Raw genomic sequence first — 23728 nt, 5'->3', positions numbered from 1 at the left:
CGACATGAACCAGCAAATAGCCATCGACGCGGCCGATGTGGATACCCTTAAACACAGCAAATCGCACGTGCCGGTAGGAACCACGCTGACTCGCAAGGAGGTTCTGCAACTCGCGTTGATGTCGTCCGACAACCGGGCCGCGGCCGCCTTGGCACGCACTTTTCCCGGTGGCAATGTCGCCTTTATGAAGGCCGTCGATGAAAAACTGAAAGCGCTTGGCATGGCCCATACCCGGATCAGGGAAGCCACCGGCCTGTCGCCCGACAATACCTCCACCGCGGCCGATCTGGCGAAGATGGCGCTGGCCGCCTCGCACTATCCCGAAATCATCAACATCACCACCAACAGTTCGAACCTGATCCGGATGAATGGCCGCAACGTCACCTTTCACAACACCAATCATCTGGTGGGCGCCAAGGGCTGGGATATCCTGTTGTCAAAGACCGGCTTCACCAACGAAGCCGGTCACTGCCTGATCATGCGACTGCAGCAGGCTGGCAAAAACGCCACCCTGGTTTTGCTCGATGCCAAAGCCGGCTCCGGGAGCCGCTTCGATGCCTTGCGCATACGTCGGTTTTTGGCAAGTACTATGATTCCACGGTCCTCGACATCGGTTGCGCGCCATGAATTCCGGCATGTCAACCCATCCCTGGAACACCGCTATGCGAGAGGCTGATTTCCAATGAACAAATTTATACGTCAATGCCGTGCTGCCATCCTGCTGGGTGGCCTGCTGGTCTGCCTGCAGGCGCAGGCGCAGGAGTTTCGTTTCGGTTTCGTCAAGACAGACCGGATTTTCAAGGAGGCCACTAGCGCCAAGGCCGCTCAGCTCAAGCTTGAGCGGGAATTTTCCAAACGTGACAAGGAACTGGTCGATCAGGGCAATTCCCTGAAATCGGCGATCGACAAGTTTCAACTCGAAGGGCCCAAGCTGCCGGAAGCACAACGTGCCAGCCAGCAAAAACTGCTGGCGGAACAGGACCGCGAACTGCAACGCAAGCGCCTCGCATTTCAAGAAGATTTGAACGCCCGTAAAAATGAAGAGTGGCAACTGTTGATTGCGACCGCCAACAAGGTGGTCAGGCAAGTGGCGCAAGCCGAGAATTACGATCTGGTGCTGCAGGATGCGGTTTACGTCAACCCGAAGAACGACATTACAGACAAGGTTCTGACCTTGCTGAACGCGCAGAGTACGCCCTAGTACTCGCTATCGAAAGTCAAGTCGCACGCGCTCCGGCTGGTCCGCCCTACTGCCATGCGTTTGCTGCTCGTGGAAGACGACTTGATGATAGGAGAATCCGTGCTGGATCTGCTGCGGGCCGAGGATTACGCGGTGGATTGGGTGAAGGACGGGGAGATGGCCGATACGGCGCTCGACTGCCAGAGCTACGACCTGATCCTGCTGGACCTGGGGCTGCCAAAGCGTGACGGACTGGCGGTGCTGCACCGGCTGCGCGCGCGCAAGGACCGCACGCCGGTGTTGATCGCAACGGCGCGCGACGCGCTGGCACAGCGGGTCGAGGGGCTGGACATGGGCGCTGACGACTATGTCGTGAAGCCCTACGAGCTCGATGAACTGCTGGCCCGCATCCGCGCCCTGATACGCCGCTCCGCCGGTCGGGCGGAACCGGTTTACGAACACCTGGGCGTCAGCATTGACCCGGTCAGCCGGGAGGTGATGGTCAACGGGCAGCCGGTGGTGCTGCTGGCACGCGAATGGGCGGTGTTGCAGTTGCTGTTGGCGCGCCCCGGCATGGTGCTGTCGCGCAAGCAACTGGAAGAAAAACTCTACAGCTGGAAAGACGAGGTCAGCAGCAACGCGGTGGAGGTCTACATCCATGGCTTGCGCAAGAAACTGGGCACCGGCCTGATCCAGAATGTGCGCGGCGTCGGTTACATGGTGCCCAAAGGCAAGGCATGAGCCTGCTGCCCACCCATTCGCTGCGCGCGCGACTGCTGTGGTTCCTGCTGGCCGCCGTCATGCTGACGGCTGGGGCGCAGGCCCTGATCGCCTATCGCACGGCACTGGCCGAGACGGACGAGATTTTCGATTACCAAATGCAGCAAATGGCACTGTCGCTGCGCCCGGGCTTACCGGTCGGTGGCGAACTCGCAGAACGCTTTACCACCGACGATGGCGACAACTTCGACTTCGTCATTCAAGTCTGGAGCGCTGACGGCTTGCGCATCTTCCAATCCACGGCACGGGCCGAGTTGCCGCAGCGCGCGGTGCTTGGCTTCTCCACGGTGCAAGCCCGCGGCACCAGCTACCGTCTGTTTTCGGTCGCGGCCGGGGCCCAGGTGATCCAGGTGGCGCAGGACCTGGCAGCCCGGCGTCAAATGGCGGGCACCCTGGCCTTGCGCACTGTCAGCCCCATTCTGCTGATGGTGCCGTTGCTGATGCTGCTGGTGTGGTGGGTGGTCAGTGCCTCGCTGGCGCCGGTGTCGCGCGTGCGGCAACAGGTGGCCGCACGCCAGGCCGACGAGCTGGGCGAATTGGGCGAGCATGATTTGCCGGACGAGATTCGGCCGCTGGTTCATGAACTGAATCTTTTGTTCAAGCGGGTGCGGCAAGCCTTCGATGCGCAGAAGAACTTTGTCGCCGACGCCGCGCACGAGCTGCGCTCGCCACTGGCCGCCTTGAAGCTGCAAGTGGAAGGCTTGCGCCGGGCCGCCGACGACGCCGCGCGGGACGTGGCGGTGAACCGGCTCAGCAACGGCATCGACCGGGCCACCCGACTGGTGGAGCAACTGCTGGTGCTGGCGCGGCAGCAGGCCAGTTCGGCCGTCGACGGCAAAACCGGACCGGTTGACTTGACGGCCCTGGCCCGGCTGGTATTGGCCGACCTGGTAGCGCCGGCCCAGATCCGGCGCATTGACCTGGGCCTGGTCCAGGCCGACCAGGGCGTGGTGCTGGGACATGAGGATGCCCTGCGCATCCTGCTGCGCAACCTGCTGGACAACGCGATCAAGTACACGCCGGTGGGTGGCACCGTGAACCTGGCGATCCACCAGCGGGAGGGTCAAACGCTGCTGACCATCGAGGACAGCGGCCCCGGCATAGCAGAGCAGGACAGGGAGCGGGTACTGGACCGTTTCTACCGGGTCTCGGGCGCCCAGGGCAATGGCAGCGGCCTGGGCCTGGCCATCGTCAAGACCATCGCCCATCTGCACCACGCGACGCTGTCCATCGACCGCTCCGCCAGCCTGGGCGGATTGCGCGCCACGGTCATCTTCCCAAGCCCCGCCTGAACCGTTCCAGATAGCGTGCCGGTTGTTCACCGGAGCCAAGTGGCGGTGGACCAGGCGGCGGTTTAAGTCCTGCCTAAGTTGCGGTCCTGACAATCAAGTTGTGGTCTTCATCAACCTCTTGAAAGGACTTCTCATGAATACACTTCTCCTCACCCCCAGGCGGCTGGTACTGGCATGTGCCGCTGCCGGCGTCCTTGCCGCGGCAGGCGTTGGCGCCTTGAGCTTGTCGCGGGCCCACGCGGCGCCGTCGCCCGCCGCCAGTGCGGTGACGCCAGCGCCGGTTATGGCGTTGCCGGACTTTTCTCAAATTGCTGCACGCATGGGCGCGGCGGTGGTGAACATCAGTGTCACCGGGATGACCAAGACCGCCGGCGACGACAGTACCGATGGTGCCGGCGCGCCGCGCCACGGTATGCCGGGCCTGGACCCGAATGATCCTTTCTTTGAGTTCTTCCGGCGTTTTCAAGGCCCCAATGGCGGCTTCCCGGGCCAGCCGGAAGCGCCCCTGCATGGCCAGGGTTCGGGCTTCATCATCAGCCCCGACGGCATCATCCTGACCAACGCCCACGTGGTGCGTGACGCCCGGGAGGTGATGGTCAAACTGACCGACCGCCGCGAGTTCCGGGCCAAAGTGCTGGGCGCCGACCCGAAGAGCGACGTTGCGGTCCTCAAGATCGACGCCAAGGAACTGCCGGTGGTGCCACTGGGCAATACGCGCGACCTGAAAGTGGGCGAATGGGTACTGGCCATCGGCTCGCCGTTCGGCTTCGAGAACAGCGTGACGGCCGGTGTCGTGAGCGCCAAGGGCCGCTCGCTGCCGGACGACAGCTATGTTCCTTTCATCCAGACCGACGTGGCGGTGAATCCGGGCAACTCGGGCGGCCCCCTGTTCAACACGCGCGGCGAGGTGGTGGGCATCAACTCCCAGATCTACAGCCACACCGGTGGCTATCAGGGTCTGTCGTTCGCGATCCCGATCGAATTGGCAAGCAAGGTGAAGGATCAGATCGTTGCCACCGGCAAGGCCAGCCACGCGCGCCTGGGTGTCGCGATCCAGCAGGTGAACCAGACTTTCGCCGACTCGTTCCAGTTGGACAAACCGGAGGGTGCATTGGTGTCCTCGGTCGACCGGGACGGCCCCGCCGACAAGGCCGGTCTGAAAAGCGGTGACGTGATCCGCAAGGTCAACGGCCAACCCATCGTGACATCGAGCGACCTGCCGGCCTTGATCGGCAATGCCATGCCGGGAGACCAGGTGAGCCTCGAAATCTGGCGCCAGGGCAAGCGCGAAACACTCAGCGCCACGCTGGGCGACGCGACCGAGAAAGGTTTCAAACTTGCCAAGGCAGACGATGCGGCCACCAAAGGCAAACTGGGCCTGGCCTTGCGCGCGCTGCAGCCGCAGGAAAAGCGCGCTGCCGGGGTGGCCGGTGGCCTGCTGATCGAGGATACCGGTGGTCCTGCGGCGGCGGCCGGGGTGCAGCCGGGCGACGTGCTGCTGGCCGTCAACGGCACACCGATCGAGAGCGTAAGCCAGGTGCGCGCCATGGTGGCCAAGGCCGACAAATCGGTGGCGCTGCTGATCCAGCGTGACGGCAACAAGATTTTCGTGCCGGTGCGCGTTGGTTGATGGCCGGCGCGCTTGATCCAGTGATGTGCGCGTTCCAGCCGGGTGACTCACTGGACCGGTTCGAAACGCAGCACCGTCTGGCTGCCCGGCGCCGGGTCGGTGGCGAAGCGAATCCTCTCACCAACCTTCATTTGGTCGAGCCAGTCCTCATCCTTGACAACATAAGCCTTGGTCTGCGCCGGCGTGCCGTTGGGCAGCGGGCCATGGAACAGGGTCACTCTTCCAGAGTACTTGTTGACCTTCTTCACCACGCCCTCGATCAGCGGCGTTTCAGCCATTGCGGGCGCGCGCGGCGCGGCGGCAACCCGGTGATAGCCGTGTTTTGTTTGGGCCATGGCAGGCAACCAGAATACTGCGGGCAGCAGCGCAATAAGAACCAAGGGCACAAAAGTCTTCATGCGTTTTCTCCAAGTGCTTGGCATCGGCAGAACCGCGGCTACCGGCAGCCTTGAGCGGTACTTTCAGTCATTGGAAGTTGCCAATGCTATAGTCATTCCGAGCCTTTCGCTGGCAAGCCCTATTTTTGCACAAGCAACTTACAAACACCCCATGAAACCGAAGGAACACTGGGAAGGCGTGTACTCAAGCAAGGCCAGTAACGCGGTCAGCTGGTTCCAGGAACATGCCGAGCAGTCGCTGCGGCTCATCAAGGCGACCGGCGTGCCTTTATCCGCGGCGATCATCGATGTCGGCGGCGGCGCATCGACACTGGTGGACGACCTGCTGCGCAGTGGCTACTCGAATCTCACGGTGCTGGATTTGTCGGCGGCTGCCCTGAGCGCTGCCAAGGCTCGCCTTGGCGCCAGCAGTGGCGCCGTTCGATGGCTGGAAGCAGACGTCACCCGTGCGGAACTGGCTGTTCATGGCTACGACCTGTGGCATGACCGGGCGGTGTTTCATTTCCTCACCGCGGCACAAGACCGGAGCGCCTACGTGCAGCAGGTACTGCGCTCGGTCAAGCCGGGCGGGCACGTCATCGTTGCCACTTTTGCCGAGGATGGTCCGACCCAGTGCAGCGGCCTGCCGGTCATGCGTTATCGCGCAGACCAGTTGCACGCCCAATTTGGCGAGCCGTTCACGCTGCTCCAGCACGAGAAGGAAGAACACCACACGCCGTTCGGCACTGTTCAGCAATTCGTCTATTGCTACTGCCGCAAGGTCGAGCACTCTGTCGAACAAAAATAGCTCATCGGTTACGGTGGCGCGGCATTCATTCTTTAGGCTACCGCCGCGGGAACACGCCATTGGATCATGGCGACCTTCACGGCATCGTTCACGACCAGGCATACCCCCATCGCATAAACGAAAATCACGAGCGTCTGCCACCCAGGCAGTGGCATCAGTCCAGGCAGACCGACAAAGGTCAGAACGGTCCCTATCAGCACATCCGCGGCGAGCGCCGCAATCAGCGTCTTGCTGGGCATCGTCGTCCAGAACCAGCGTCGCTCGCGGGCGGACACGATGGAAAATGCAGCCATGTAGAGCAGCGTCAGGAAGCTGAAGGTATAGAGGGCGTCATCGTTGCCCGCCAGACCAAAACGCGACCAGCCTATCCACAAGAGAAGAAGCGCCTCGGCGACCATCGCGATGCCCAGCACCGCGGACACCATGATGAAACCGCCGATGTTCCAGGTCTCCGGTTTGTTGGATGGCCGAACGTGATCGGTGGCAAGAGCGATCTTCGCGAAGTCCGTCATGAAGACCAGCAGCAGCATGGCAAAGGCCGAGACGACAAACTTGCCCGTCACCACGAACGCAATGGCAACGAAGGCCGCTTTCAGAATCGTGCGGCTGATTTTGTTGATGATCCAGGTCAGGATGCGCTGGTAGATCGTCCGCCCCTGCTCGACCAATGCCACGATGTTCGTCAGCCCCGGTTCGGTCAGCACGACGCTTGCTGCGCCTTTGGCGACGTCGGTTGCCGAGCTGACGGCGATACCCACTTCAGCCTGGCGCAATGCGGGTGCATCGTTGACGCCATCTCCCGTCATGCCGGTCACATGTCCTGCGGCCTGCAAGTGCTTCACCACGATGTATTTGTCTTCCGGATAGACTTCGGCGAAACCATCCGCCCCCGCCAACAAGTCAACCGTTTCGTTGCCGACCTGAGCGCTCGCGGCCTTCAGATCCGACACGCGTTGAATATTGGGCAGTCCCACGCCTTGCGCGATTTCACGTGCCACCGCCAGTGCATCGCCGGTGAGCATCTTCACCGAAACGCCGAGCTCATGGAGCGTGGCGATGAGTTGCCTGGCGTCCGGCCGAGGCGGGTCAAACAAGCTCACCAATCCGAGCAATACAGGGGTGTCTGCCTCTGGGCCGCCTGCCACGGCCAGTGTTCGATAGCCCTTCAGCGCCGATTCGCTGACCCGCGCCTCCAGCGCCTCGATCGCCGCGGGCTGGAGCCCGCAGGCTTGGGCGATGGTCCGCACGGCGCCTTTCATCACGCGCAACCGCTGGCCGCTCCGCTCGACCACAGCCTCGGTCCGTCGATTTTTTGCATCGAACGGCGCAAAGGAGAGGGGTGTCACCGCAGCCGAGCCATCAAAGACATGCCGCTCTTTTGCCGCGGCAAGGAAGGCCAGGTCTATCGGGTCCTGGTTGGACTCTTGCGATGCGAGCGCGGCGGCAACCAGTACCTCGGATTCTGTCGCCTGCGCCAGTGGAATCACGCCCGTGACGGCCAGTTGGTTCAGCGTGATCGTGCCGGTCTTGTCCACGCACAGCACGTCCATGGTTGCCGCATCCTCGGTGGCGCTGAGGCGCGTGACCAGCACGCCGCGCCTGGCCAGTTCTTTCGCTCCGACCGCCATGCTGACCGTGAACATCACCGGCAGGGCGACCGGCACCGCGCTCATCAACAGCACCAGCATGAGCGGAATCATTTCGAGCAGCGGCACCTGCCGGATCAGCGACAGCGCGATCACCACGCCGAGCAGCGCGCCGACGATGACGAACAGCCAGCGCACCACCTTGGCGACTACCGCTTCGATGTGCAGCTTTGGACGCGCTTCCTGCACGAGTTCAGTGGTGCGGCCAAAGTAGGTCTGCGTCCCGGTCAGGATCACCACGCCGTTGCCTTCACCGCGGCGCACGACCGAACCCGACGACAGCACGTCGGCAGGCGCTTTGTCCACGTCCTTCGACTCGCCGGTGAGGGCCGACTGGTCAACACTCAATTCACCGCCAAGCAGCTTTACGTCCGCCGGGATGATGTCGCCGGGACGCACGCGGATGATGTCGCCAGGGACCAGTTCACGGGCCGGAATGACCTGCCAGACAGCCTCGCGCAGCACGCGCGCGCTGACCTGCAAGCGCCGCCTCAAGGTTTCGACCACGCCGGCAGCGCGGCGCTCCTGCATGAAGCTCAACACCGCATTGACAACCAGCAGCGCACCCACCACCGCCAGGTCCGAGAATTTCCCGAGGATCGCCGACAACACCATGATCAGCTCAAGCATCCATGCCGACACGCCCCAGAACTTGCCGAGAAACATCAGGACCGGGTGACCCTTCTGTTCGGCAACTTCGTTGTAACCGTGCTGCTGCCGACGCGTGTCCACATCCGCCTGCGCCAGACCGGTCTGCGGGTTCACGCTCAGCGCGGCGAGCGTCGCGGGAACAGATGCAGACGCGATGTCAGACGTTTTGCTGCTTGCTGGCATCACGCGCGCCGGATCAGGTAGTCGGCGCTAGCCGATGAAACCATTCATTTTCCGCGGATCAACAGCACTGGTTTCGTGGCAACGCGGATCACCCCTTCGGCAACGCTACCCATTAACAAGTGATTCAGTCCACTGCGGCCATGCGTGCAGATGACGATGAGGTCCGCGGGCCATGACTCGGCATCCGCCGCAATCATTTCCGGGATGCGTCGGCCCGCGGTGTCGATCACGAGCAGCTGGGTTTCGACGGCTATCCCGGCCTCTCTCGCGACCGCCTCTGCCTTGCGGAGGATTTCCTGTCCGCTCTTGGTCTGGGCATCGGAAATTTCGGAGGGGTCAACAAACCCGTCACCCAGGTAGACGTTGAGGATATCGATGGCGTGCACGATCCGCAGTTGTGCCCGGTGTTCCTTGGCCAGTTTGATTGCTTCCTGCAAGGCCTGATCGGCGGTAGAACTGCCATCCACTGCGACCAGAATTCGTTTGAACATAGTGCCTCCTTGACAGATTTAGAACTTGTCCGTAACCAAAGTCCCCGGCAAATGATGATACGCCCAGGACGCCAATTCTGCTTCGTCTTGAGCCAGCTTGAAACCAACTCCGATCACTCCTCCAGCGCCCGTCCTTCACCCACCTCCTCCACCGTCCGCCCCTCGCGGATGTGGTAGATCCGCTTGAAGGTTGGCATGATTTTTTCATCGTGGGTCACCACGATGATGGCGGTCTGCGACTGCCGCGCCATTTGATTCAGAATTCGCATCACGCCCAGGGCCCGCGCGCTGTCCAGCGGCGCGGTCGGCTCATCGGCCAGGATCACCGGTGGACGGTTCGCCAGGGCGCGCGCAATCGACACGCGCTGCTGCTCGCCGCCCGAGAGTTCCGAGGGCTGCGCCCGCGCCCGGTGCGCCACATCGAGCGCGCCCAACAGCTCCAGCGCGCGCAAGCGCGCGGCCGAGTTCGACAGGCCCGCCAGCATGGGCAGCAAGGCCACGTTGTCGGTGACGTCGAGAAAGGGGATCAGGTAAGGTGCCTGGAACACAAAACCGATGCTGTCGCGGCGCAGGGTTCGCAGGTCCGGGATTTTCCAGGCGCCGTCATAAATCACCTTGCCGCCCAGCAGCATGCGACCGGCGGTCGGTTCGATGATGGCACCCAGACATTTGAGCAGCGTGCTCTTGCCCGAGCCGGAAGGCCCGACCAAACCAACCACCTCGCCCGGACCGACGGTCATGTCGACCTGTCGCAGCGCCTGCACCGCCGTGTCGCCCTGACCATAGACCTTGCGCAGGCCTTCGATCACGATACCGCCCTGGTGCGAGGGCGAAGACGGCAGCTTCAGAGGATCGCGCATGGGTCGGTCAGCCGCCTATGGCCTCGGCCGGATCGACCTTCAGCGCGACCCGGATCGCCAGCGTGCTGGCCAGGGCGCAGATCAGCAGGGTGACGATCAATCCGGTGATCGCATCGCCCGCCTCCAGCAATACAAACTTCGGAAAGATGGGCGCCCAAAAGGTGGCGGCCACCTTGCCGACAAAAAAACCGATCAGCCCCAGACCCAGTGCCTGCTGCAAGATCATGCCGGCAATGGTTCGATTGCGGGTCCCGATCAGCTTGAGCACGGCAATCTCGCGAATCTTGCCCAGGGTCATGGTGTAGATGATGAAGGCCACGATCGCCGCACTGACGATGGCCAGGATCACCAGGAACATGCCGATCTGCCGGGCCGATGTGGCAATCAGCTTGGCCACCAGGATCTCTTCCATGCCCTCGCGGGTAAACACCTGCAAGTGCTTCCAGCGGCGAATCGGCTGTGCCACCTGCTCGGGCAAAAATCCATCCTGAATCTGCACCAGAACGGCATTCACATTGTGGCTGCTGGTTTGTGTCGCTTGCACCGCTTCGAGCAGGCCTGGCGTGCCCGGGCGGTTGAATACCGGATTGGCGGCGCTACGGACCCGATCGTTCAGGATGGCATCGTTGTCTTTCAGGAATTGGGCTTCCTGCGCGTCCTTGAGCGCAATGAAAACCATGGGATCACCGCTGGACGAGACCATGCGCTGGGTCAGTCCGACCACGGCGTAGTCATGGCGGCGGATGCGAATGCGCTGCCCCAATGCAAACCCGGTTTTGACATCCGCCACCGCTTCGTAGTGGTTACGCGCCAGGTGGCGGCCGGCAAGCAGGTGGCTTGGTCCGCCTGCTTGCCCGGGTTCAATACCCACCACCATGGCGCGTAACTCGTCGTTGCCCTGCTGCACCTGCATCGTGAAATAAGTCACATTGGCCGCCCGGGCCACGCCCGGCATGCCCCGCACACCATGCACCAGATCGTCCCTGATGCTGGATGATTCGGCATAAGGGCCTTGCGTGTCCTTTTGCACCACCCACAGATCAGCGCCGCTGTTGCCGAGCAGGGCGCGTGCGTCGTCGACCATGCCTCGATAGACCCCGGCCATGCTCAGCGTGACACCGATCAGCAGCCCCAGTCCGAGCCCGGTAAAAACAAACTTGGGCCAGGCATGCGCAATGTCGCGCCCCGCCAGACTGATCATGGCGCGGCCCCGCTGGCTGCCGCCTTGACCAACGAATCGACGACCTGGACCCGGCTCTCGCCGCTGAGCGTTTTCTGGCTGTAGACCACCACCTCATCACCCGCCTTCAGACCGTCCAGCACCTGGACCTGGCCATCCAGGCTGCTGGCTCCCAGCCGCACCGGGGTGAACACCGGTTTGCCCGATTTCAGCCACCAGACACCGGTCGTGCCACCCTGACGCACAATGCTGGCGCCGGGCAGCAGCACAGCCTTGCCGGTAGTCGGCAATTCAAGCGTGACTTCCGCCATTTCACCGACCGAGACCGCCACTGGCGATTGATTGAACGACACCTGCGCAATCCGCTCCTCGGTCACGCTGTCGCTCAACCACTCGACCCGTGCCACACGGCCGGCCACGGGCACTTGGGGCTGGGAACGCAAGACGATTTGCGCCGGCAAGCCGGTCGTCAGGCCGGCCGAGCGGCCCTGGTCCAGCCGCAGCCTGATCCACAAACTGCTGGGGTCGATCAGACGCAGCACCGGCTGACCGGCCAGCACCGTGGAGCCGGCCTCGGCTTCGCGCGTGGTCACCACCCCATCGGCCGGCGCCAGCAGCCGGGTGGTGGCGCGCTGCTGCTGCAACGCCGCGCGATCGGCCTGCAAACGCATCAAGTCCTGGCCCGCCCCTTGCAGATTGGCCTGTGCCGCCTGGAGCGCCGCATCGGCCGAGGCTTTTTCCTGCAGACGTGCTTCCAGCGCGCCGGAACTGATGAAATTCTGCTGCGCCAGATCCTGATTGCGGCGGAAATTGACAGCGGCCAATTCGCGCCGCGCCGCCGCATCGGCCTGCTGGGCTGTCGCCGCCGCCTGGGCGCTGACGGCGCGCGCCGTGGCAGCATCCAGAGAGGCCAGACGCTGGTCCAGGTCCACCGGGTCCATCTCGGCCAGTAACTGGCCCATCTTGACACTATCGCCGACGTCGACCTTGACGCTGAGCACCCGACCCGCCGCCGTGGGGCCTATCATCCAGTTGCGGCGCGCCTCCACCGTGCCAATGCCAAACAAGGCCGGGCTGAAGGTGCCTTCCTTGACCTGGCTGACCGTGACACGCGTGGCCGCCAAGGGGCCGGAGCGCAGCAGCACAAAGACCAGCGCCGCCAGCAACAGCAGGCCCAGGCTGAACAAGGACAAGCGGCGTTTCATGGGTGGCGAGATATTCATGCGGTTTCACTTGCAGTTGTTGTGCAGCTTCCACTTTTCCTCGTGGCCCATGGCCTTGGCGAACTCGGGCACTTTGCAGCGCTCCAGCTCTGCCGGGTCGATGGCGGCAGCGGGCGAGGCTATCGCCGGCTGGAGTGCTGGCGATCGTTGTTGCAGGCCGGTGCTGTAAACCCATTGCACGATGAGGCCAACCAAGCCGGCAAACAGCAGCACGATCAGCCATTGAGCCGGGCTGGTGGTCGAACGTTCGCCACGCGGAACTTGGCACATGCCACCGGGGCAAAGCTGCGCTTTTTCCTTGTTGAACAAGGTGTAGACCTGGCAACCGATGCAGATGCCAAACGCCGTCTCAAAGAACAGCAGCAGCAAGCAGATCGCGCAAACCATCAGGTTGATGGGACCGACGACATGGTTGAGCACCACCAGGTACAGCATGGCCAGCGCCAATACAAAACCGATGGCCCAGGCAAAACGTTTCTGCGGTGCACCGACATACTCGGCTTGCTGCTTACGCACCAACCACTGCCCGATGATCAGACTGGGAGCGTAAAGGGGATTGATGAATATCCGGATCGTGAAGTCGAGCAGAAAGACCATCACGAACACCCGGGTCGGCTGGAAATTGCCGATCAGCCAGGCGTTCATGAAGGAAACGATGGCAAAGAAAAACAGAAGGCCGGCACTGGCCCGAACGGCGCGCTCGTTGAGTACCGGAACCTCGTATTCGGGAAGTTGCTGGCCGAATTGAAAAATGGCGTTGCGCATGGGACCCTGTTTCATCCTTGATGGCGCAAGTATTGATGCATACGGTCCGGCATCGGTATGATCGCAATCACATGGCTGCGTCTTTTACTCAACTTCACCAGGAACTGGCGGAACTGCTTCCCGCAGACCTGCGCGCCGCCTGCGTCACTTCCCGCTATGCCAAGGGTGAGCAGCTGTTTTCGGCTGGTCAAAAACCCACTTACATGTTCTTCATCAGCAGCGGTGAAGTCCTGCTGGAACGCCTGAGCCGGCAGGGTGAAGCCATCGTTTTGCAACGCACCCGCCATGGCATCGTCAGCGAAGCAAGCCTTCAATCCGCGCGCTACCACTGCGATGCCAAAGTCATTGCCTCCTCTGAAATCACCGGCGTGCCGATTCACAGAATTGCAGCCGCCTTGGCATCCGATCCGGCCTTTTCCAGCCGCTGGATTGGCATGCTCAATCGCGAGGTCAAGCGGCTCCGATTGCAATGCGAGCGCTTGTCCCTGCACAAGGTGCAAGACCGCCTGCTGCACTTTCTTGAGACCGAGGGACAGCAAGGTAAATATCCCCTTAGTTCAGGCCTGAAATCGTTGGCGGGAGAATTGGGTGTCACGCACGAGGCCTTGTATCGCTGCGTGTCCGACCTGGAGAAAAAAGGAATCCTGAGGCGGGGAGATGGGTATTTGATTACGCTGTCCCGTTGATGCGACTCGCCCGCTTACGCCTTGATCAGCACCTTGTTACCGGAGCCGAATTCCACGTTGGCCCTGAGATAGCGGGTCTTGATTCCCTTCTCCTTGAGAATGTCATGGGCCAGTTCGGCCCGGGTACCGGTGGAGCAATGAATGACCACCTCCTTGCCGTCCGGAATTTCCGCGTACCGGGCCGCCATCTCCTCGGCCGGTATATTCAGCGCTCCCGGAAAATGCGCTTTGGCGAACTCGTCGGCGGTCCTGGCGTCAATCACAAGCTGTGACGCCGTGTTGACGATCTGCTCGAAATCCTTGATCGATACCTCGCCTTCGACGAGCTTGCGAACATAGACGATTTGGGTTGGCGCGGCGCCGCTGAGCAACGGGTTCCCGCCCGCCTGCCAGGCCTTGACACCGCCCGGAAACAAAGTGGCATTGGGATATTCCCATTCCCGCGTCCACTCAAGCGCCTGGTTCAAGTCCTCGTCCCGGTCCGAATAGAAGACGATGGCGGCGCCGTGAGAGTCGGGGAACTGTTTTTCCGCGTCTCTGAGAACAGCCGCCGGAATATTGACGGCGCGCGGAATATAACCGGTGGCCGCTACTTCAGCAGTCCTGAGGTCAACCAGAACAATGTTGCCGTTCTTGACGAAAGACAGACTGGCCTCGGTCGAATAATCAAGTTTCTTCCAACCGGGCTCGCCCTCCGGGTACATCCGCACATCCTTGTAGCCGAGCTTCACCGCGATGGCGGCAGATTTCGGACTGAGCATGCAGGACAGTCCGCCGCAATAGAAAACCAGCGTTTTCATCTTGTCTGCCGGCAGCAGTTTCTCGCCCTCTTTTTCCAACGCGTTGAACGGGATTGACAGCGCCCCGGGCAGGTGCCCCTGGACATAGCGGCCGGCCGGACGCGAATCGATCAGGACAAAACTTTCACCGCCTGTCTTTATCAATTTCAGTAGTTCCTCCGCGGCAATGCGCGTCACCCCGGCAGGCAGCGGTGCGATCACCTTGCTGATGGTCTTGGCACGGTTTTCCGGCCCGACCTGAGCAAAGTCAACCGTGATCACTTCATCGGGGATGATGTCATTGGCCGACGTGGCATTTTTGAACTGGGTTTCGGCGTCGAACTTGAAGACAAGCACCCCTTTGTTGGCGACCTCGACGGCGATCGTCCGGGCAACATTGGAAACCGTCTTGACGCTTCCCGTCAGTTCGCCGGCCATGGCTACCGAGACAAGTCCCAGGCTCAAAACGGCGGCCAGGCCGACCCTGCCCAAGCGGAATTTCTGCATGATTGACACCTCTTCAAAGTTGGACTTTTTGATTCAAAACGACAGGCCGGCGGAGCAGCCCCGACCCGCCGGGGCGGGGCCAGGCGGGTCGCGCGGTTTGCCGGCTCAGCAGCCGGCGGTCTTCTTGAAGGACTTGGCGGTGTTCTTGCCGTCCTTCTCGAAGCGGGCGCGGATCTCGTCGCCCTCGACGATGCGCTTGTCCTTGAACTTGTCCAGGGTCAGGTCGTCGGTGACGGTGATGGTGACCAGCTCTGCGCTCTTGCTGTCCTTCAGGATGGCGGTGGCTGACTTGCCGTCCGGCGCGAGCTTGATCTTGGTGACCGGGCCTACCATCTTGCCTTCGTCAGCGTAGGCGTTGCCGGTGAAAGCCGCGCCGGACAGGGCCAGCACGGCCGTCAGGATGAGGGTTGAAAGTTTCGATTTCATGTTGAACTCCTGGAAAAATGTTTAGAACTTGACTTCGAAGGTGGCGTAAACGTTGGTGGCCGAATCCAGTGGCGTGGTGGTCATCATCTGGCCATTGACACTGCTCATCTCGACCGGCGCGCCAACCCAGTTGTTGCTGCCGCTGTAGTTGAAGTGGTAACGCTGGACACCCAGGCGGAAGAAGGCGCGACTGAAGAAGGAAGAAATCGGCGCCCGGTCCAGCTCCTGGATCATGTAGGCCTCGTAGACATCGCCACGCGTGCCGACCTTGGAGGTCCACATATCGTCCGATGCCGGCGCGAAGGTGATCCAGTCCTTGGAACCATGGTTGTATTCAAAACCCAGTTTGGTCCTGGACGGCAAGTCGTAGCGCATGCCAAGGTAGACTGCCGTGCCGGTCTTGCTGGTCGGTGCTTCGGGGCTGAAGAAGGAGCCCGTCAGCAAGCCCTGGAAGCCGAACTGGGCCGACACGTTGTTGTTCGGGTGGGTGACGCTGACGCCCACGTCACCGAACACCGTCAGATCACCCGGACCCACTTTCTTGAACGTGCTCATGGCGCCCAGGCCGAACCAGTCGATATCGCCCAGATTGACCTTGGCGGCGGTGTTGCCGAAATAGGTATTGCTCATCGTCGGGGCGTCGAAAATGTTGATGCCGCGGTCCCACATCAGCCAGACACGCAGCGGGTCGGTGTCAATCGGGACGACAGAGAAACCAACCATGTCGGTATCGACCAGCGAGTTGCCGGAGGCCTTGCTGAAACCACTCTCGAAGCCGCGGCCATAGCAGAACTTGCCGTAGGCACCGGGCAGAGCGTCGATGTCCGGGGCGTAGCCCAGCGTCATGCCGTCGAAGGCGTAGTCGATCAGCAAGGAGGGGGTACCGCCATTGCCGGGGCGCGGGTTGTTCAGGCGCAGATTGCTGGGGGCGCCATTGGTGGTCGGCCGGCGACCGACGGAAAACCAGATTTCCTTGTCGGCAATGTTGCTCCAGGTGGCGTAGACACGGTCGACGTTGAGATAGCTGTTCGATGGCACATGGCTCAGGGTCCCGTCGAAGACGCCGACACGGTCGGCGAAGAAGGGGGCGCTGCCGGCGTTGACAATGGCCGAGTCGTCCTGGGAACCGAACACCTTGTACATCTGCAGCCGTGCGCTGACGCTGATGTCCTGCGTCGCCTTGGCGTTCAGATCGATACCGAAGCGGTTGCTGTACAGGCTTTTGTTCTCGGGCTTGTAGGCCGGGACGGTGGCGGCGAAAGCGCCGATGCCCTGCACCATGCCGGCGTTCATCGGGTTGGCCAGGAACGCGTTCGCCTGATCGAAGGTGGCGACCTTGTTCATGTTCTGCGAAAAAGCCATCAGCCCGCTCAAGGCACCGGCGATCGACATGCCGCCGGCCTGGGGTGCGCCGAAATAGCTCGATGAGCCGGCCGCGGTGGATGGATTGGCAAAGAAGTCCGCCTGCAGCTTCTGCTGGGCGTTGGCGAAGGTGGCGTTGACGTCCGTGAAGGTCCGGGTCTGGCCCTCCAGGGCGTCCACACGGAAGCGGTAGTCACCGCCCACCGTCAGCCATTTACCGAGCGACTTGCCTTCAAGCTTCGTCACCTGGCTCTTCAAGTCGTCCAGCGCCGCGCCCTCGGACTTGGCAGCCACGGCCTTGACCTGTTCCGCCGTCTGCGCTGTTTTGGCTTCGTTGGCCCGGACCTGATTCTTCAGGGCTTCGAGTTCGCGCGACATGGCCTCGATCTTGTTCAACAGGTCGGCGTCGGCAGCGTGGGCCGCCAGCGGCAACACCATGCTGGCAATCAGGGCCACCAGCAATTTCTTCTTAAACATTTTGTCCATCAACTTCTCCTAGGTAGTTCAACAGTAAAAACTTGGCGGCCAGTGCTAGCGCTGCTTGCCCGGCATCGGTTCCTCACTCTCGGCCAGGTCTTCCCAGCCGGTGATCATGGCTTTGACCTGCGAGGTCAGCTTGTGCCCGGTGGTGGCCAGATAGAGGTGCGAAATGAGGAAGGCCAGCATCAGGAAGGCGCCGAACGTGTGTGCCGTTGCAATCCACTGCAACTGCAGTTTTTCCAGTCCCCAGGCTGCCCAGCTGGCATAAAAAAGGTACAGCCAGCCGGTGAACCAGATCAGCGGACTGAGCAGCGTCAAGACCGCCAGATAGGTCAAGCGTTGCAGCGGGTTGTGCTTGTTGCTCAGGCTGGGCCGAAATGGATGCACCTCATCCTTGAAGATGCCCGACGAGTAGTACTTCGCAATGACAACGATGTTGTGCGTGGTCGGGATGTAATGCCGCCATTCACCGGTGGTGATGTGCCAGAAGATGGCGAAGATCCACAGCCCCACCAGGGTCCAGGCGGCGATGCTGTGATAGCCCACCGCTTTTTCGAAACCGAAAACGTGGTAAGTGCCGTGCACCTCGAAACCGGTCAGCAGCATGAAGAGGATCAGTGCCGCCTGGCACCAGTGCCAGAAGCGCTCGAAAGGCTTGAAAAGATAGACGCGTGACATGAGGGTTCTCCGGTTAGCTGTTGCGTTTGCGCGCGATGACGCGGACCAGGCCGTGGCCGAGCACACCGAGCAGGGTTAACAGAGCGATGGCCCAGCCACCGATCTCCAGCCAGCGCGCGTGATCCCGGCTGCGCCCCGGCAGGTAGACACCGTCGATCTTGTCCAGACGACCGACCTTGGCGTGGCACTCGACGCAGCCCAGCGCTTTTTCTTTTGGCGCCACCATGTGATTGATCGCCCACATGCTTTCGGTCTCGATGAAGTCGACCTTGCCGGAGAACTTGACACCGCCTTTGGCCATGCCCTCGGTGACCGCCTTCACCCAGTCCAGGTTCTTCCAGAAGGCGGTGTCGTCATTGCCCGCCAGGTGGGTGATGACCAGCGACTTGTTGATCGGGTCGTATTGCTGCTTGCCGCGGAACACCTTGATCGGCCAGATCATCGACTTGCCGTCCGTGGCGCTGCCTTCGAAGTGGTTGATCTGAACCGGCTTGTCGCCTTTTTCGATCTTGTCGCTGATCAGGGTGTAGTGGTTGGTGCCGTTGAACCAGACGTATTCGGGCTTGACGTTCTCGGCCCACTTGAAGTCACCCTTGATGGTCATGTAGGTGTCGTAGTCGTTTTCGTCGCGCAGGGTCTGAAACTTGCCCTCCTTGTCGAGCTTGCCGGCAGTGGACCAGTCCCAGGACATCTTGGTCGGGTTGCCGCCGCGCGCGAAGGCCGGGATATGGCAGGTCTGGCAGGCGATTTTTGCCGTGTGTTCATTCAGCCTGACGATCTGGTGCGGTGCTTGTCCGTGGCAGGCCTGGCAGGTGTCGGGATTGGTCTTGTCGGCCTCGCCGCGCATGTGCGCCGGTGCCTTGTCCTTGGCGGTGGGCGCATAGCGGCTGCCGGAGACCTTGTGATCGTCGGTCTTGTGGCAGGTGGCGCACGCAAAGTTCAGGCCCTTGGCGTCCATGTGCACGTCCAGCGCTTTGCCCGGTGCTTCGAGCGAACTGTCGAGGTCCCCGTGCTTGACGCCGTCTCCGCCGCCGCCTTTGAAGTGGCAGGCACCGCAGGTACTGCGCGTGGTGGGGCCCACCTTCTGGGCGATTTCCTTCAGGTTGATGCCCTTGATGATCTTGCCCGAGCCGGCCGGGAACTCGGTGTCCCGTGCGACCGGCAGACCGGCAAAACCGCTGGGCTTGCTGTACTTGCCGGTATGGTCATGGCAGACCAGGCAGTCGACGTTCTCCTCGACGCTGAAATCGAACTTGTCGTCACGCCAACCATAGCCAATATGGCAACTGTTGCAGGCCGCTTCATTCGACCGCACCGAGGTGCAGAAATTGTTGACGATGTGCTTCTTGCCCAGCACTTGCTTGGTATCGGGATTGGTGTACTCCCAGGTCCAGTGCTCGGTTTTCTGGACTTGCTTGGCAGCCTCGGTATGGCAGCTCAGGCAGGCCTTGGTGACCTCGGGACCCGAAGCGAAGTCCCGGTCCAGCTCCTTGAACTTGCTGTGATCGGCGGTCGACTTCAGCAACTTGGCCGGCGCCGTGGTTACCGCCGCCGAAGCAGACCCGGTAAAAAAAATGGCCACCATAGCGGCAGCCATCAAGTATCGAATTCGCATCACTTTTTCCTTCGCTAAACAAGCCGTTACGCCTGAGTGCGGTAAGCATTTACCAGCACTACGGGTTTATCCTATTGCGAGCGTCGAAGGGTTGTGCTGATTTATATCAATACATCATTACTTGCTTATAAACAAATTAGAAAGGGTTCTCTAACGCACCGTGCAGGCGGCCCTCAGCGACCGCTCTTGGTCTCCACCTGCGAGCAGACCGCACGGCACAGCGCCGCCACCCGCTCGTCCACGATGCGGTAGAGAATTTGCACGCCTTCACGGCGCCGGCCCAGCACGCCGGCCTTGTACAGCATGTTCAGATGCTGCGACATATTGGGCTGGGTGGTATCGATTTTGCTGAGCATGTAGCTCACGTTCTGTTCGCCGTCGCGCAGGCAACTGATGATTTTGAGCCGCATCGGCGCCGACAGAATTTGAAACAGCTCGGCCGCCAGATCAAATACCGCGTCGGGTCGGTCCAACTCGGACCGGGTCTCGGGTACTGAACGCTTTGTCATGGGAAGTAGGTGGTCTGCATGCAGCCGGACCTTCAGTTTAAAAATTCAAATATACGCCACTTGAGCAATATCAACTAATTCGTCACCCGCCTGCATGACTTGCCGGTCCCAACCCTCATCCCCATTCCCGGATCACAGACCGGCGCTCTTGACGGCCGCCAGCGCCAAGCACAGGTCGGCCCAGGCACGGGCCTTGTCCTGCGGCGTGCGCAGCAGGTACGCCGGGTGGTAGCTGACGACCACCGGAATGCCCTGGTAGCGGTGGATTTGGCCGCGCAGCTTGCCCAGCGGAATGCCGGCGACGCCGGGCACACTGCCTTGCAACAAGGTCTGGGCGGCAAAGCGGCCCAGTGCCAAAATGACTTTGGGTTGCACCAGGGCCAGCTCGCGGCGCAAGTAGTTTTCGCAGGCGGCAAGTTCTTGCGGCTGCGGGTTGCGCGGCGGCGACGGGCGGCATTTGACAACGTTGGTGACATAGGCCGCGCTGGCTCTGTCGGTAGCATCGCCCACGACGCCACTTCGGCTGACGCCCACGGCTTTCAGCATGTTGTCCAGCAACTGCCCGGCCTGACCGGCAAACGGGCTGCCGAGGCGCTCTTCGCTGTCGTCCGGGGGTTCGCCCACAACCAGCCAGTCGGCCTGGCGTGGCACGGCGCCAAACACCGCGCCGCGGCGTCCCAGGCACAGCTTGCAGGCCTGGCACTGGGCCACGCTTTGGGCCAACGCAGTCCAGTCCATGCCGGCAATGCCGTCGGGCAAGGCAAGCACATCGGCTGGCGCAGCGACGACGACCGGACCCCGACTCGGGCTCGGCACCGGCGTCAGGTCGGCTGGAGACGTGTTTAGGGGTTGCACAACTGCGCTTTCAGCAGCGGCAAGCGGCGGCGCGGCGACCGTTTCGGGCCACCAGACGCGCAGCCCCATCTCTTGCAACATGGCGCGCTGGCGGCTATCAAGGTCAAGACTCATGGCTGCATTCTCACCGACTCACAAACGCAAGCTCATCACCAGCGCGTCTTCCCGTTGACCTTGTGCCGCCGGGTAGTAGTTCTTGCGCACGCCAACGCGGCGGTAGCCCTGCGCCTGATAGACCTCGATGGCGCGCTGGTTGCCCAGGCGCACCTCAAGCCACAGCCAGTCCGCGCCCTGCCCCCGGGCCCAGATCGAAAGGGCGTCGAGCATCACGTGGGCCCAGCCCTGGCGCTGGTACTCGGGCGCCACCGTGATGTTGAGCAGATGAACTTCGTCGACGCCTTTCATGGCCACGAAATAGCCCAGCAAGGTGTCATCGGCCAGCAGCAACTGGGCTTGGTAACCCGCTTGCAGCGAATCGGTGAAGTTGGCGCGCAACCAGGGATGTGCATAAGCCCGCTGTTCGACCCTCAAGACGGTGTCCAGACACCGCTCCGTCAGCGGTTCGAAGCGCGCCTCGACTGGTTTCAGCACGGCACTCACAACACCGCCTTGTGCGCCGCGCGCTCCAGGGTGGTTTGTGCCACCTTGTCGCGAATGTAGAGCGGCAAGGCCTGCTGCGCCGGCAGTGCGGCACCGGCGGCCAGCAAGCTCGGGGCTAGGCGCAGCAAGGCGGTGGCGCTGGGCTGGGCATCGACGCGCAGCGCCATTGACGCCGGCAAGCGCGCGCCATAGGCGGCAAACACATTGCCGGCCAGCAGGTCGCCGGCCTCGCAAATAAGGTCTTCCGGGCGCAGCAGGCGGTGCTCCCCACTCTGGCGCCATTGCCGGTCCTGAAACTCATAGCGGCCGGCATACATCTGGTCCATGCGCGCATCCAGCAGCGCCGTCACCTGGCAGCGCTCCAGAGCGGCGGCGTGTCGAAAACGCGCCTCCTCCGCCACCGCCAGCAAGGTATTGATCGGTAGCACCTTGACGTGCGCGCCAAAAGCCAGCCCCTGGGCCACCGAACAGGCCGTGCGCAAGCCGGTGAAGGAGCCCGGCCCCATGCCAAAAACGATGGCATCGAGCTGCTCGAATTCGAGATCGGCCTGCCCCATCAGCTCTTGAATCACGGGAATCAGGTGAGTCGAGGTCTGCGCCCCGCCGGGGCCGCTGTGCTGCCAAACCTGGCCAGCCCCCGTCCCGCCACGCCGCACCGCCACGGACATGAGCTCGGTACTGGTGTCAAAGGCGAGCAGGTTCATAGATTAGATCGCCATTTTACCCAGCAAGCAGGTATCTCCTCCCGAGGGAAATGCGCAATTAGCTACTCTTTTGGTAGCACAAAACCGAGGCTTTCGTGGGAAAAGGTGCAACAAATCAAGGAGCTACCGGCACCGCATTTGACACATTCCAAGATTTTTGCAATCATATTGAGTAAATTTACTCAGTATGATTTATGGTGTTTCACAGAGATCAAGTTCAAGCCCTGCGCGACCGGTTGCAAGAAGCGCCTCAATTCATCACGATTGTGGCCGGGCCAAGGCAAGTCGGCAAAACCACCCTGGTGCGTCAAGCCCTGGAGAAATGCGCACATCTGTTTATCGCCGTCGACCAGCCCGCCGAACCTCTTGCCACGGCGTTCGAAGACTTCACTTCGCAGACCAGCGAGATGGACGGCGCGCCTCGGGATGCCGCATGGCTGATACGCAGTTGGCAGAACGCCAGGCGTCAATTGAAAGCCTTCAAACTCAACCACCCGACGCAGCCTTTCGCCTTTGTGCTGGACGAGATTCAGAAAATCCCACGCTGGTCAGACACTGTCAAAGGCTTGTGGGATGCAGACCGGGCTCAAGGCCTGGAGATGCATGTAATCTTGCTGGGAAGCTCTCCTCTGCTGATGCAAAAAGGCCTGACGGAAAGCCTGGCGGGGCGCTACGAGCTGATGCGTGCAACGCATTGGTCATTCATCGAGATGCACCAGGCTTTTGATTTCACGCTCAACGAATACATCTATTTCGGTGGCTACCCGGGCAGCGCCCGATTGATACGCGACGAAGAGCGCTGGCGCAACTATGTCCTGGCAAGCTTGGTGCAACCCAGCATAGATACCGACATTCTTCAGATGACCCGTGTTGACAAGCCCGCTTTGCTCAAGCAACTTTTTGAATTGGGAGCCAGCTATTCAGGTCAGATCCTGGCGCTGGGCAAAATCAAAGGGCAATTGCAGGATGCCGGTAACGAGACCACCCTGGCCGGCTACCTCGATCTGCTTCGCAACGCCGGCCTGTTGACGGGACTGCAAAAATACCACGTCGGCGCAGCGCGCCGACGTGCCTCGGCCCCGAAATTCAACGTACTCAATAGCGCGCTGATGTCCAGCGCCACACCTTACACATTTGCCCAGGCACAGGCTGATCGCAGCTACTGGGGGCGTCTGGTTGAAAGCACGGTGGGAGCGCATCTCTGCAACACCGCGACCAGCAACGAGGAAATTAGTTACTGGCGCGAGAGCCCGCATGAGGTGGACTTCGTCATTTCCGATGCCTTGCGGATTACTGCCATTGAGGTGAAGAGCGGCGCCTCAACCGGCAAGCTCAGCGGGCTCGATGAATTTGTGAAACAGCATCCAGCCTGCAAGCCCTTGCTGGTGGGCACGGGTGGCGTTGATCTGACGGAATTTCTGTCGTATCCGCTGGCGCATTGGCTTGAGCTGGCGTGACTCC

Annotated in this window: 24 protein-coding genes; 8 read left to right on the top strand and 16 right to left on the bottom strand. The window is 61.6% G+C overall.

The features are described 5' to 3' along the window. From PHS32_RS11145 to PHS32_RS11125, 5 genes are all read left to right on the top strand, one after another. On the top strand, positions 1–676 hold a 676-nt coding region (locus PHS32_RS11145; protein ID WP_301079032.1), incomplete at its 5' end, for a serine hydrolase. A 6-nt stretch (positions 677–682) separates the two neighbouring features. Beyond that, on the top strand, positions 683–1201 hold the full coding sequence (locus tag PHS32_RS11140; RefSeq protein ID WP_301079031.1) for an OmpH family outer membrane protein: 519 nt from the start codon (positions 683–685) through the stop codon (positions 1199–1201). A gap of 54 nt (positions 1202–1255) precedes the next feature. Further along, positions 1256–1921, top strand: a complete 666-nt coding sequence (locus tag PHS32_RS11135; protein ID WP_301079030.1) for a response regulator — start codon at positions 1256–1258, stop codon at positions 1919–1921. After that, positions 1918–3252 carry an ATP-binding protein gene (locus PHS32_RS11130; RefSeq protein WP_301079029.1) on the top strand — a complete coding sequence of 445 codons (1335 nt, stop codon included), beginning with the start codon at positions 1918–1920 and terminating at the stop codon, positions 3250–3252. The genes PHS32_RS11135 and PHS32_RS11130 overlap by 4 nt, the downstream gene beginning before the upstream one ends. A gap of 133 nt (positions 3253–3385) precedes the next feature. Beyond that, positions 3386–4882 carry a DegQ family serine endoprotease gene (locus PHS32_RS11125; protein WP_301079028.1) on the top strand — a complete coding sequence of 499 codons (1497 nt, stop codon included), beginning with the start codon at positions 3386–3388 and terminating at the stop codon, positions 4880–4882. A gap of 47 nt (positions 4883–4929) precedes the next feature. Here the strand turns inward: PHS32_RS11125 and PHS32_RS11120 are convergent, their stop codons facing one another. Further along, complete coding sequence (locus tag PHS32_RS11120) at positions 4930–5280, bottom strand: copper-binding protein (RefSeq protein ID WP_301079027.1); 351 nt, start codon at positions 5278–5280, stop codon at positions 4930–4932. A gap of 151 nt (positions 5281–5431) precedes the next feature. Here PHS32_RS11120 and PHS32_RS11115 point away from each other — a divergent pair, with 151 nt between their 5' ends. Next, a complete protein-coding gene (locus PHS32_RS11115; RefSeq protein WP_301079026.1) occupies positions 5432–6067 on the top strand; it encodes a class I SAM-dependent methyltransferase in 636 nt (211 codons plus the stop codon). Positions 6068–6099: 32 nt separating this feature from the next. Here the strand turns inward: PHS32_RS11115 and PHS32_RS11110 are convergent, their stop codons facing one another. From PHS32_RS11110 to PHS32_RS11085, 6 genes are all read right to left on the bottom strand, one after another. Then, the gene (locus PHS32_RS11110) at positions 6100–8547 is read right to left on the bottom strand and encodes a plasma-membrane proton-efflux P-type ATPase (RefSeq protein ID WP_301079025.1); all 2448 of its coding nucleotides are present in this window, start codon (positions 8545–8547) and stop codon (positions 6100–6102) included. A 44-nt stretch (positions 8548–8591) separates the two neighbouring features. Beyond that, complete coding sequence (locus PHS32_RS11105; protein ID WP_301079024.1) at positions 8592–9038, bottom strand: universal stress protein; 447 nt, start codon at positions 9036–9038, stop codon at positions 8592–8594. 113 nt (positions 9039–9151) lie between these two features. Continuing rightward, the gene (locus tag PHS32_RS11100; RefSeq protein WP_301079023.1) at positions 9152–9898 is read right to left on the bottom strand and encodes an ABC transporter ATP-binding protein; all 747 of its coding nucleotides are present in this window, start codon (positions 9896–9898) and stop codon (positions 9152–9154) included. Positions 9899–9905: 7 nt separating this feature from the next. Then, entirely contained in the window at positions 9906–11099 is a 1194-nt protein-coding gene (locus tag PHS32_RS11095; RefSeq protein ID WP_301079022.1) for an ABC transporter permease, read from the bottom strand. After that, the gene (locus tag PHS32_RS11090; RefSeq protein ID WP_301079021.1) at positions 11096–12301 is read right to left on the bottom strand and encodes an efflux RND transporter periplasmic adaptor subunit; all 1206 of its coding nucleotides are present in this window, start codon (positions 12299–12301) and stop codon (positions 11096–11098) included. The genes PHS32_RS11095 and PHS32_RS11090 overlap by 4 nt, the downstream gene beginning before the upstream one ends. 6 nt (positions 12302–12307) lie before the next feature. Beyond that, positions 12308–13066, bottom strand: coding sequence for a DUF4395 domain-containing protein (locus tag PHS32_RS11085; RefSeq protein ID WP_301079020.1), 759 nt, complete (start codon positions 13064–13066; stop codon positions 12308–12310). A gap of 20 nt (positions 13067–13086) precedes the next feature. On the opposite strand from PHS32_RS11085, the gene PHS32_RS11080 reads away from it, so the two are divergent. Then, a complete protein-coding gene (locus tag PHS32_RS11080; RefSeq protein ID WP_301079019.1) occupies positions 13087–13752 on the top strand; it encodes a Crp/Fnr family transcriptional regulator in 666 nt (221 codons plus the stop codon). A 14-nt stretch (positions 13753–13766) separates the two neighbouring features. Here PHS32_RS11080 and PHS32_RS11075 read toward each other — a convergent pair whose 3' ends face one another. From PHS32_RS11075 to tsaB, 9 genes are all read right to left on the bottom strand, one after another. Beyond that, complete coding sequence (locus tag PHS32_RS11075) at positions 13767–15038, bottom strand: rhodanese-like domain-containing protein (RefSeq protein WP_301079018.1); 1272 nt, start codon at positions 15036–15038, stop codon at positions 13767–13769. A 105-nt stretch (positions 15039–15143) separates the two neighbouring features. After that, on the bottom strand, positions 15144–15464 hold the full coding sequence (locus PHS32_RS11070; RefSeq protein ID WP_301079017.1) for a hypothetical protein: 321 nt from the start codon (positions 15462–15464) through the stop codon (positions 15144–15146). Positions 15465–15485: 21 nt separating this feature from the next. After that, positions 15486–17312 (bottom strand): DUF3373 domain-containing protein, encoded by a 1827-nt coding sequence (locus PHS32_RS11065; RefSeq protein WP_301079016.1) that lies wholly within the window; start codon positions 17310–17312, stop codon positions 15486–15488. Between the two features lie 45 nt (positions 17313–17357). Then, entirely contained in the window at positions 17358–17984 is a 627-nt protein-coding gene (locus PHS32_RS11060) for a cytochrome b/b6 domain-containing protein (RefSeq protein WP_301079015.1), read from the bottom strand. A 13-nt stretch (positions 17985–17997) separates the two neighbouring features. Then, the gene (locus PHS32_RS11055; RefSeq protein WP_301079014.1) at positions 17998–19599 is read right to left on the bottom strand and encodes a tetrathionate reductase family octaheme c-type cytochrome; all 1602 of its coding nucleotides are present in this window, start codon (positions 19597–19599) and stop codon (positions 17998–18000) included. A 173-nt stretch (positions 19600–19772) separates the two neighbouring features. Then, positions 19773–20108 carry a metalloregulator ArsR/SmtB family transcription factor gene (locus tag PHS32_RS11050; protein WP_301079013.1) on the bottom strand — a complete coding sequence of 112 codons (336 nt, stop codon included), beginning with the start codon at positions 20106–20108 and terminating at the stop codon, positions 19773–19775. A 132-nt stretch (positions 20109–20240) separates the two neighbouring features. After that, positions 20241–21077 carry a uracil-DNA glycosylase gene (locus tag PHS32_RS11045; protein ID WP_301079012.1) on the bottom strand — a complete coding sequence of 279 codons (837 nt, stop codon included), beginning with the start codon at positions 21075–21077 and terminating at the stop codon, positions 20241–20243. A gap of 18 nt (positions 21078–21095) precedes the next feature. Further along, the gene (gene rimI / locus PHS32_RS11040) at positions 21096–21563 is read right to left on the bottom strand and encodes a ribosomal protein S18-alanine N-acetyltransferase (protein ID WP_301079011.1); all 468 of its coding nucleotides are present in this window, start codon (positions 21561–21563) and stop codon (positions 21096–21098) included. Then, positions 21560–22267 carry a tRNA (adenosine(37)-N6)-threonylcarbamoyltransferase complex dimerization subunit type 1 TsaB gene (gene tsaB, locus PHS32_RS11035; RefSeq protein WP_301079010.1) on the bottom strand — a complete coding sequence of 236 codons (708 nt, stop codon included), beginning with the start codon at positions 22265–22267 and terminating at the stop codon, positions 21560–21562. The genes rimI and tsaB overlap by 4 nt, the downstream gene beginning before the upstream one ends. 194 nt (positions 22268–22461) lie before the next feature. Between tsaB and PHS32_RS11030 the strand changes: the two genes are divergently transcribed. After that, entirely contained in the window at positions 22462–23724 is a 1263-nt protein-coding gene (locus PHS32_RS11030) for an AAA family ATPase (RefSeq protein WP_301079009.1), read from the top strand. Positions 23725–23728 lie beyond the last annotated feature (4 nt).

Origin of the sequence: Rhodoferax sp. (assembly GCF_028714215.1) — a bacterium.
Taxonomy (GTDB): Bacteria; Pseudomonadota; Gammaproteobacteria; order Burkholderiales; family Burkholderiaceae_C; genus Rhodoferax.
Note: the sequence above shows the minus strand (reverse complement) of the source record. Positions and strands in the feature narration are given on the sequence as shown.

Bases quoted from the DNA above. Each gene is read 5' to 3' on its own strand.
- PHS32_RS11140 (WP_301079031.1), top strand. From the start codon at position 683: ATGAACAAATTTATACGTCAATGCCGTGCTGCCATCCTGCTGGGTGGC.
- PHS32_RS11135 (WP_301079030.1), top strand. From the start codon at position 1,256: ATGCGTTTGCTGCTCGTGGAAGACGACTTGATGATAGGAGAATCCGTG.
- PHS32_RS11130 (WP_301079029.1), top strand. From the start codon at position 1,918: ATGAGCCTGCTGCCCACCCATTCGCTGCGCGCGCGACTGCTGTGGTTC.
- PHS32_RS11125 (WP_301079028.1), top strand. From the start codon at position 3,386: ATGAATACACTTCTCCTCACCCCCAGGCGGCTGGTACTGGCATGTGCC.
- PHS32_RS11120 (WP_301079027.1), bottom strand. From the start codon at position 5,280: ATGAAGACTTTTGTGCCCTTGGTTCTTATTGCGCTGCTGCCCGCAGTA.
- PHS32_RS11115 (WP_301079026.1), top strand. From the start codon at position 5,432: ATGAAACCGAAGGAACACTGGGAAGGCGTGTACTCAAGCAAGGCCAGT.
- PHS32_RS11110 (WP_301079025.1), bottom strand. From the start codon at position 8,547: ATGCCAGCAAGCAGCAAAACGTCTGACATCGCGTCTGCATCTGTTCCC.
- PHS32_RS11105 (WP_301079024.1), bottom strand. From the start codon at position 9,038: ATGTTCAAACGAATTCTGGTCGCAGTGGATGGCAGTTCTACCGCCGAT.
- PHS32_RS11100 (WP_301079023.1), bottom strand. From the start codon at position 9,898: ATGCGCGATCCTCTGAAGCTGCCGTCTTCGCCCTCGCACCAGGGCGGT.
- PHS32_RS11095 (WP_301079022.1), bottom strand. From the start codon at position 11,099: ATGATCAGTCTGGCGGGGCGCGACATTGCGCATGCCTGGCCCAAGTTT.
- PHS32_RS11090 (WP_301079021.1), bottom strand. From the start codon at position 12,301: ATGAATATCTCGCCACCCATGAAACGCCGCTTGTCCTTGTTCAGCCTG.
- PHS32_RS11085 (WP_301079020.1), bottom strand. From the start codon at position 13,066: ATGCGCAACGCCATTTTTCAATTCGGCCAGCAACTTCCCGAATACGAG.
- PHS32_RS11080 (WP_301079019.1), top strand. From the start codon at position 13,087: ATGGCGCAAGTATTGATGCATACGGTCCGGCATCGGTATGATCGCAAT.
- PHS32_RS11075 (WP_301079018.1), bottom strand. From the start codon at position 15,038: ATGCAGAAATTCCGCTTGGGCAGGGTCGGCCTGGCCGCCGTTTTGAGC.
- PHS32_RS11070 (WP_301079017.1), bottom strand. From the start codon at position 15,464: ATGAAATCGAAACTTTCAACCCTCATCCTGACGGCCGTGCTGGCCCTG.
- PHS32_RS11065 (WP_301079016.1), bottom strand. From the start codon at position 17,312: ATGGACAAAATGTTTAAGAAGAAATTGCTGGTGGCCCTGATTGCCAGC.
- PHS32_RS11060 (WP_301079015.1), bottom strand. From the start codon at position 17,984: ATGTCACGCGTCTATCTTTTCAAGCCTTTCGAGCGCTTCTGGCACTGG.
- PHS32_RS11055 (WP_301079014.1), bottom strand. From the start codon at position 19,599: ATGCGAATTCGATACTTGATGGCTGCCGCTATGGTGGCCATTTTTTTT.
- PHS32_RS11050 (WP_301079013.1), bottom strand. From the start codon at position 20,108: ATGACAAAGCGTTCAGTACCCGAGACCCGGTCCGAGTTGGACCGACCC.
- PHS32_RS11045 (WP_301079012.1), bottom strand. From the start codon at position 21,077: ATGAGTCTTGACCTTGATAGCCGCCAGCGCGCCATGTTGCAAGAGATG.
- tsaB (WP_301079010.1), bottom strand. From the start codon at position 22,267: ATGAACCTGCTCGCCTTTGACACCAGTACCGAGCTCATGTCCGTGGCG.
- PHS32_RS11030 (WP_301079009.1), top strand. From the start codon at position 22,462: ATGGTGTTTCACAGAGATCAAGTTCAAGCCCTGCGCGACCGGTTGCAA.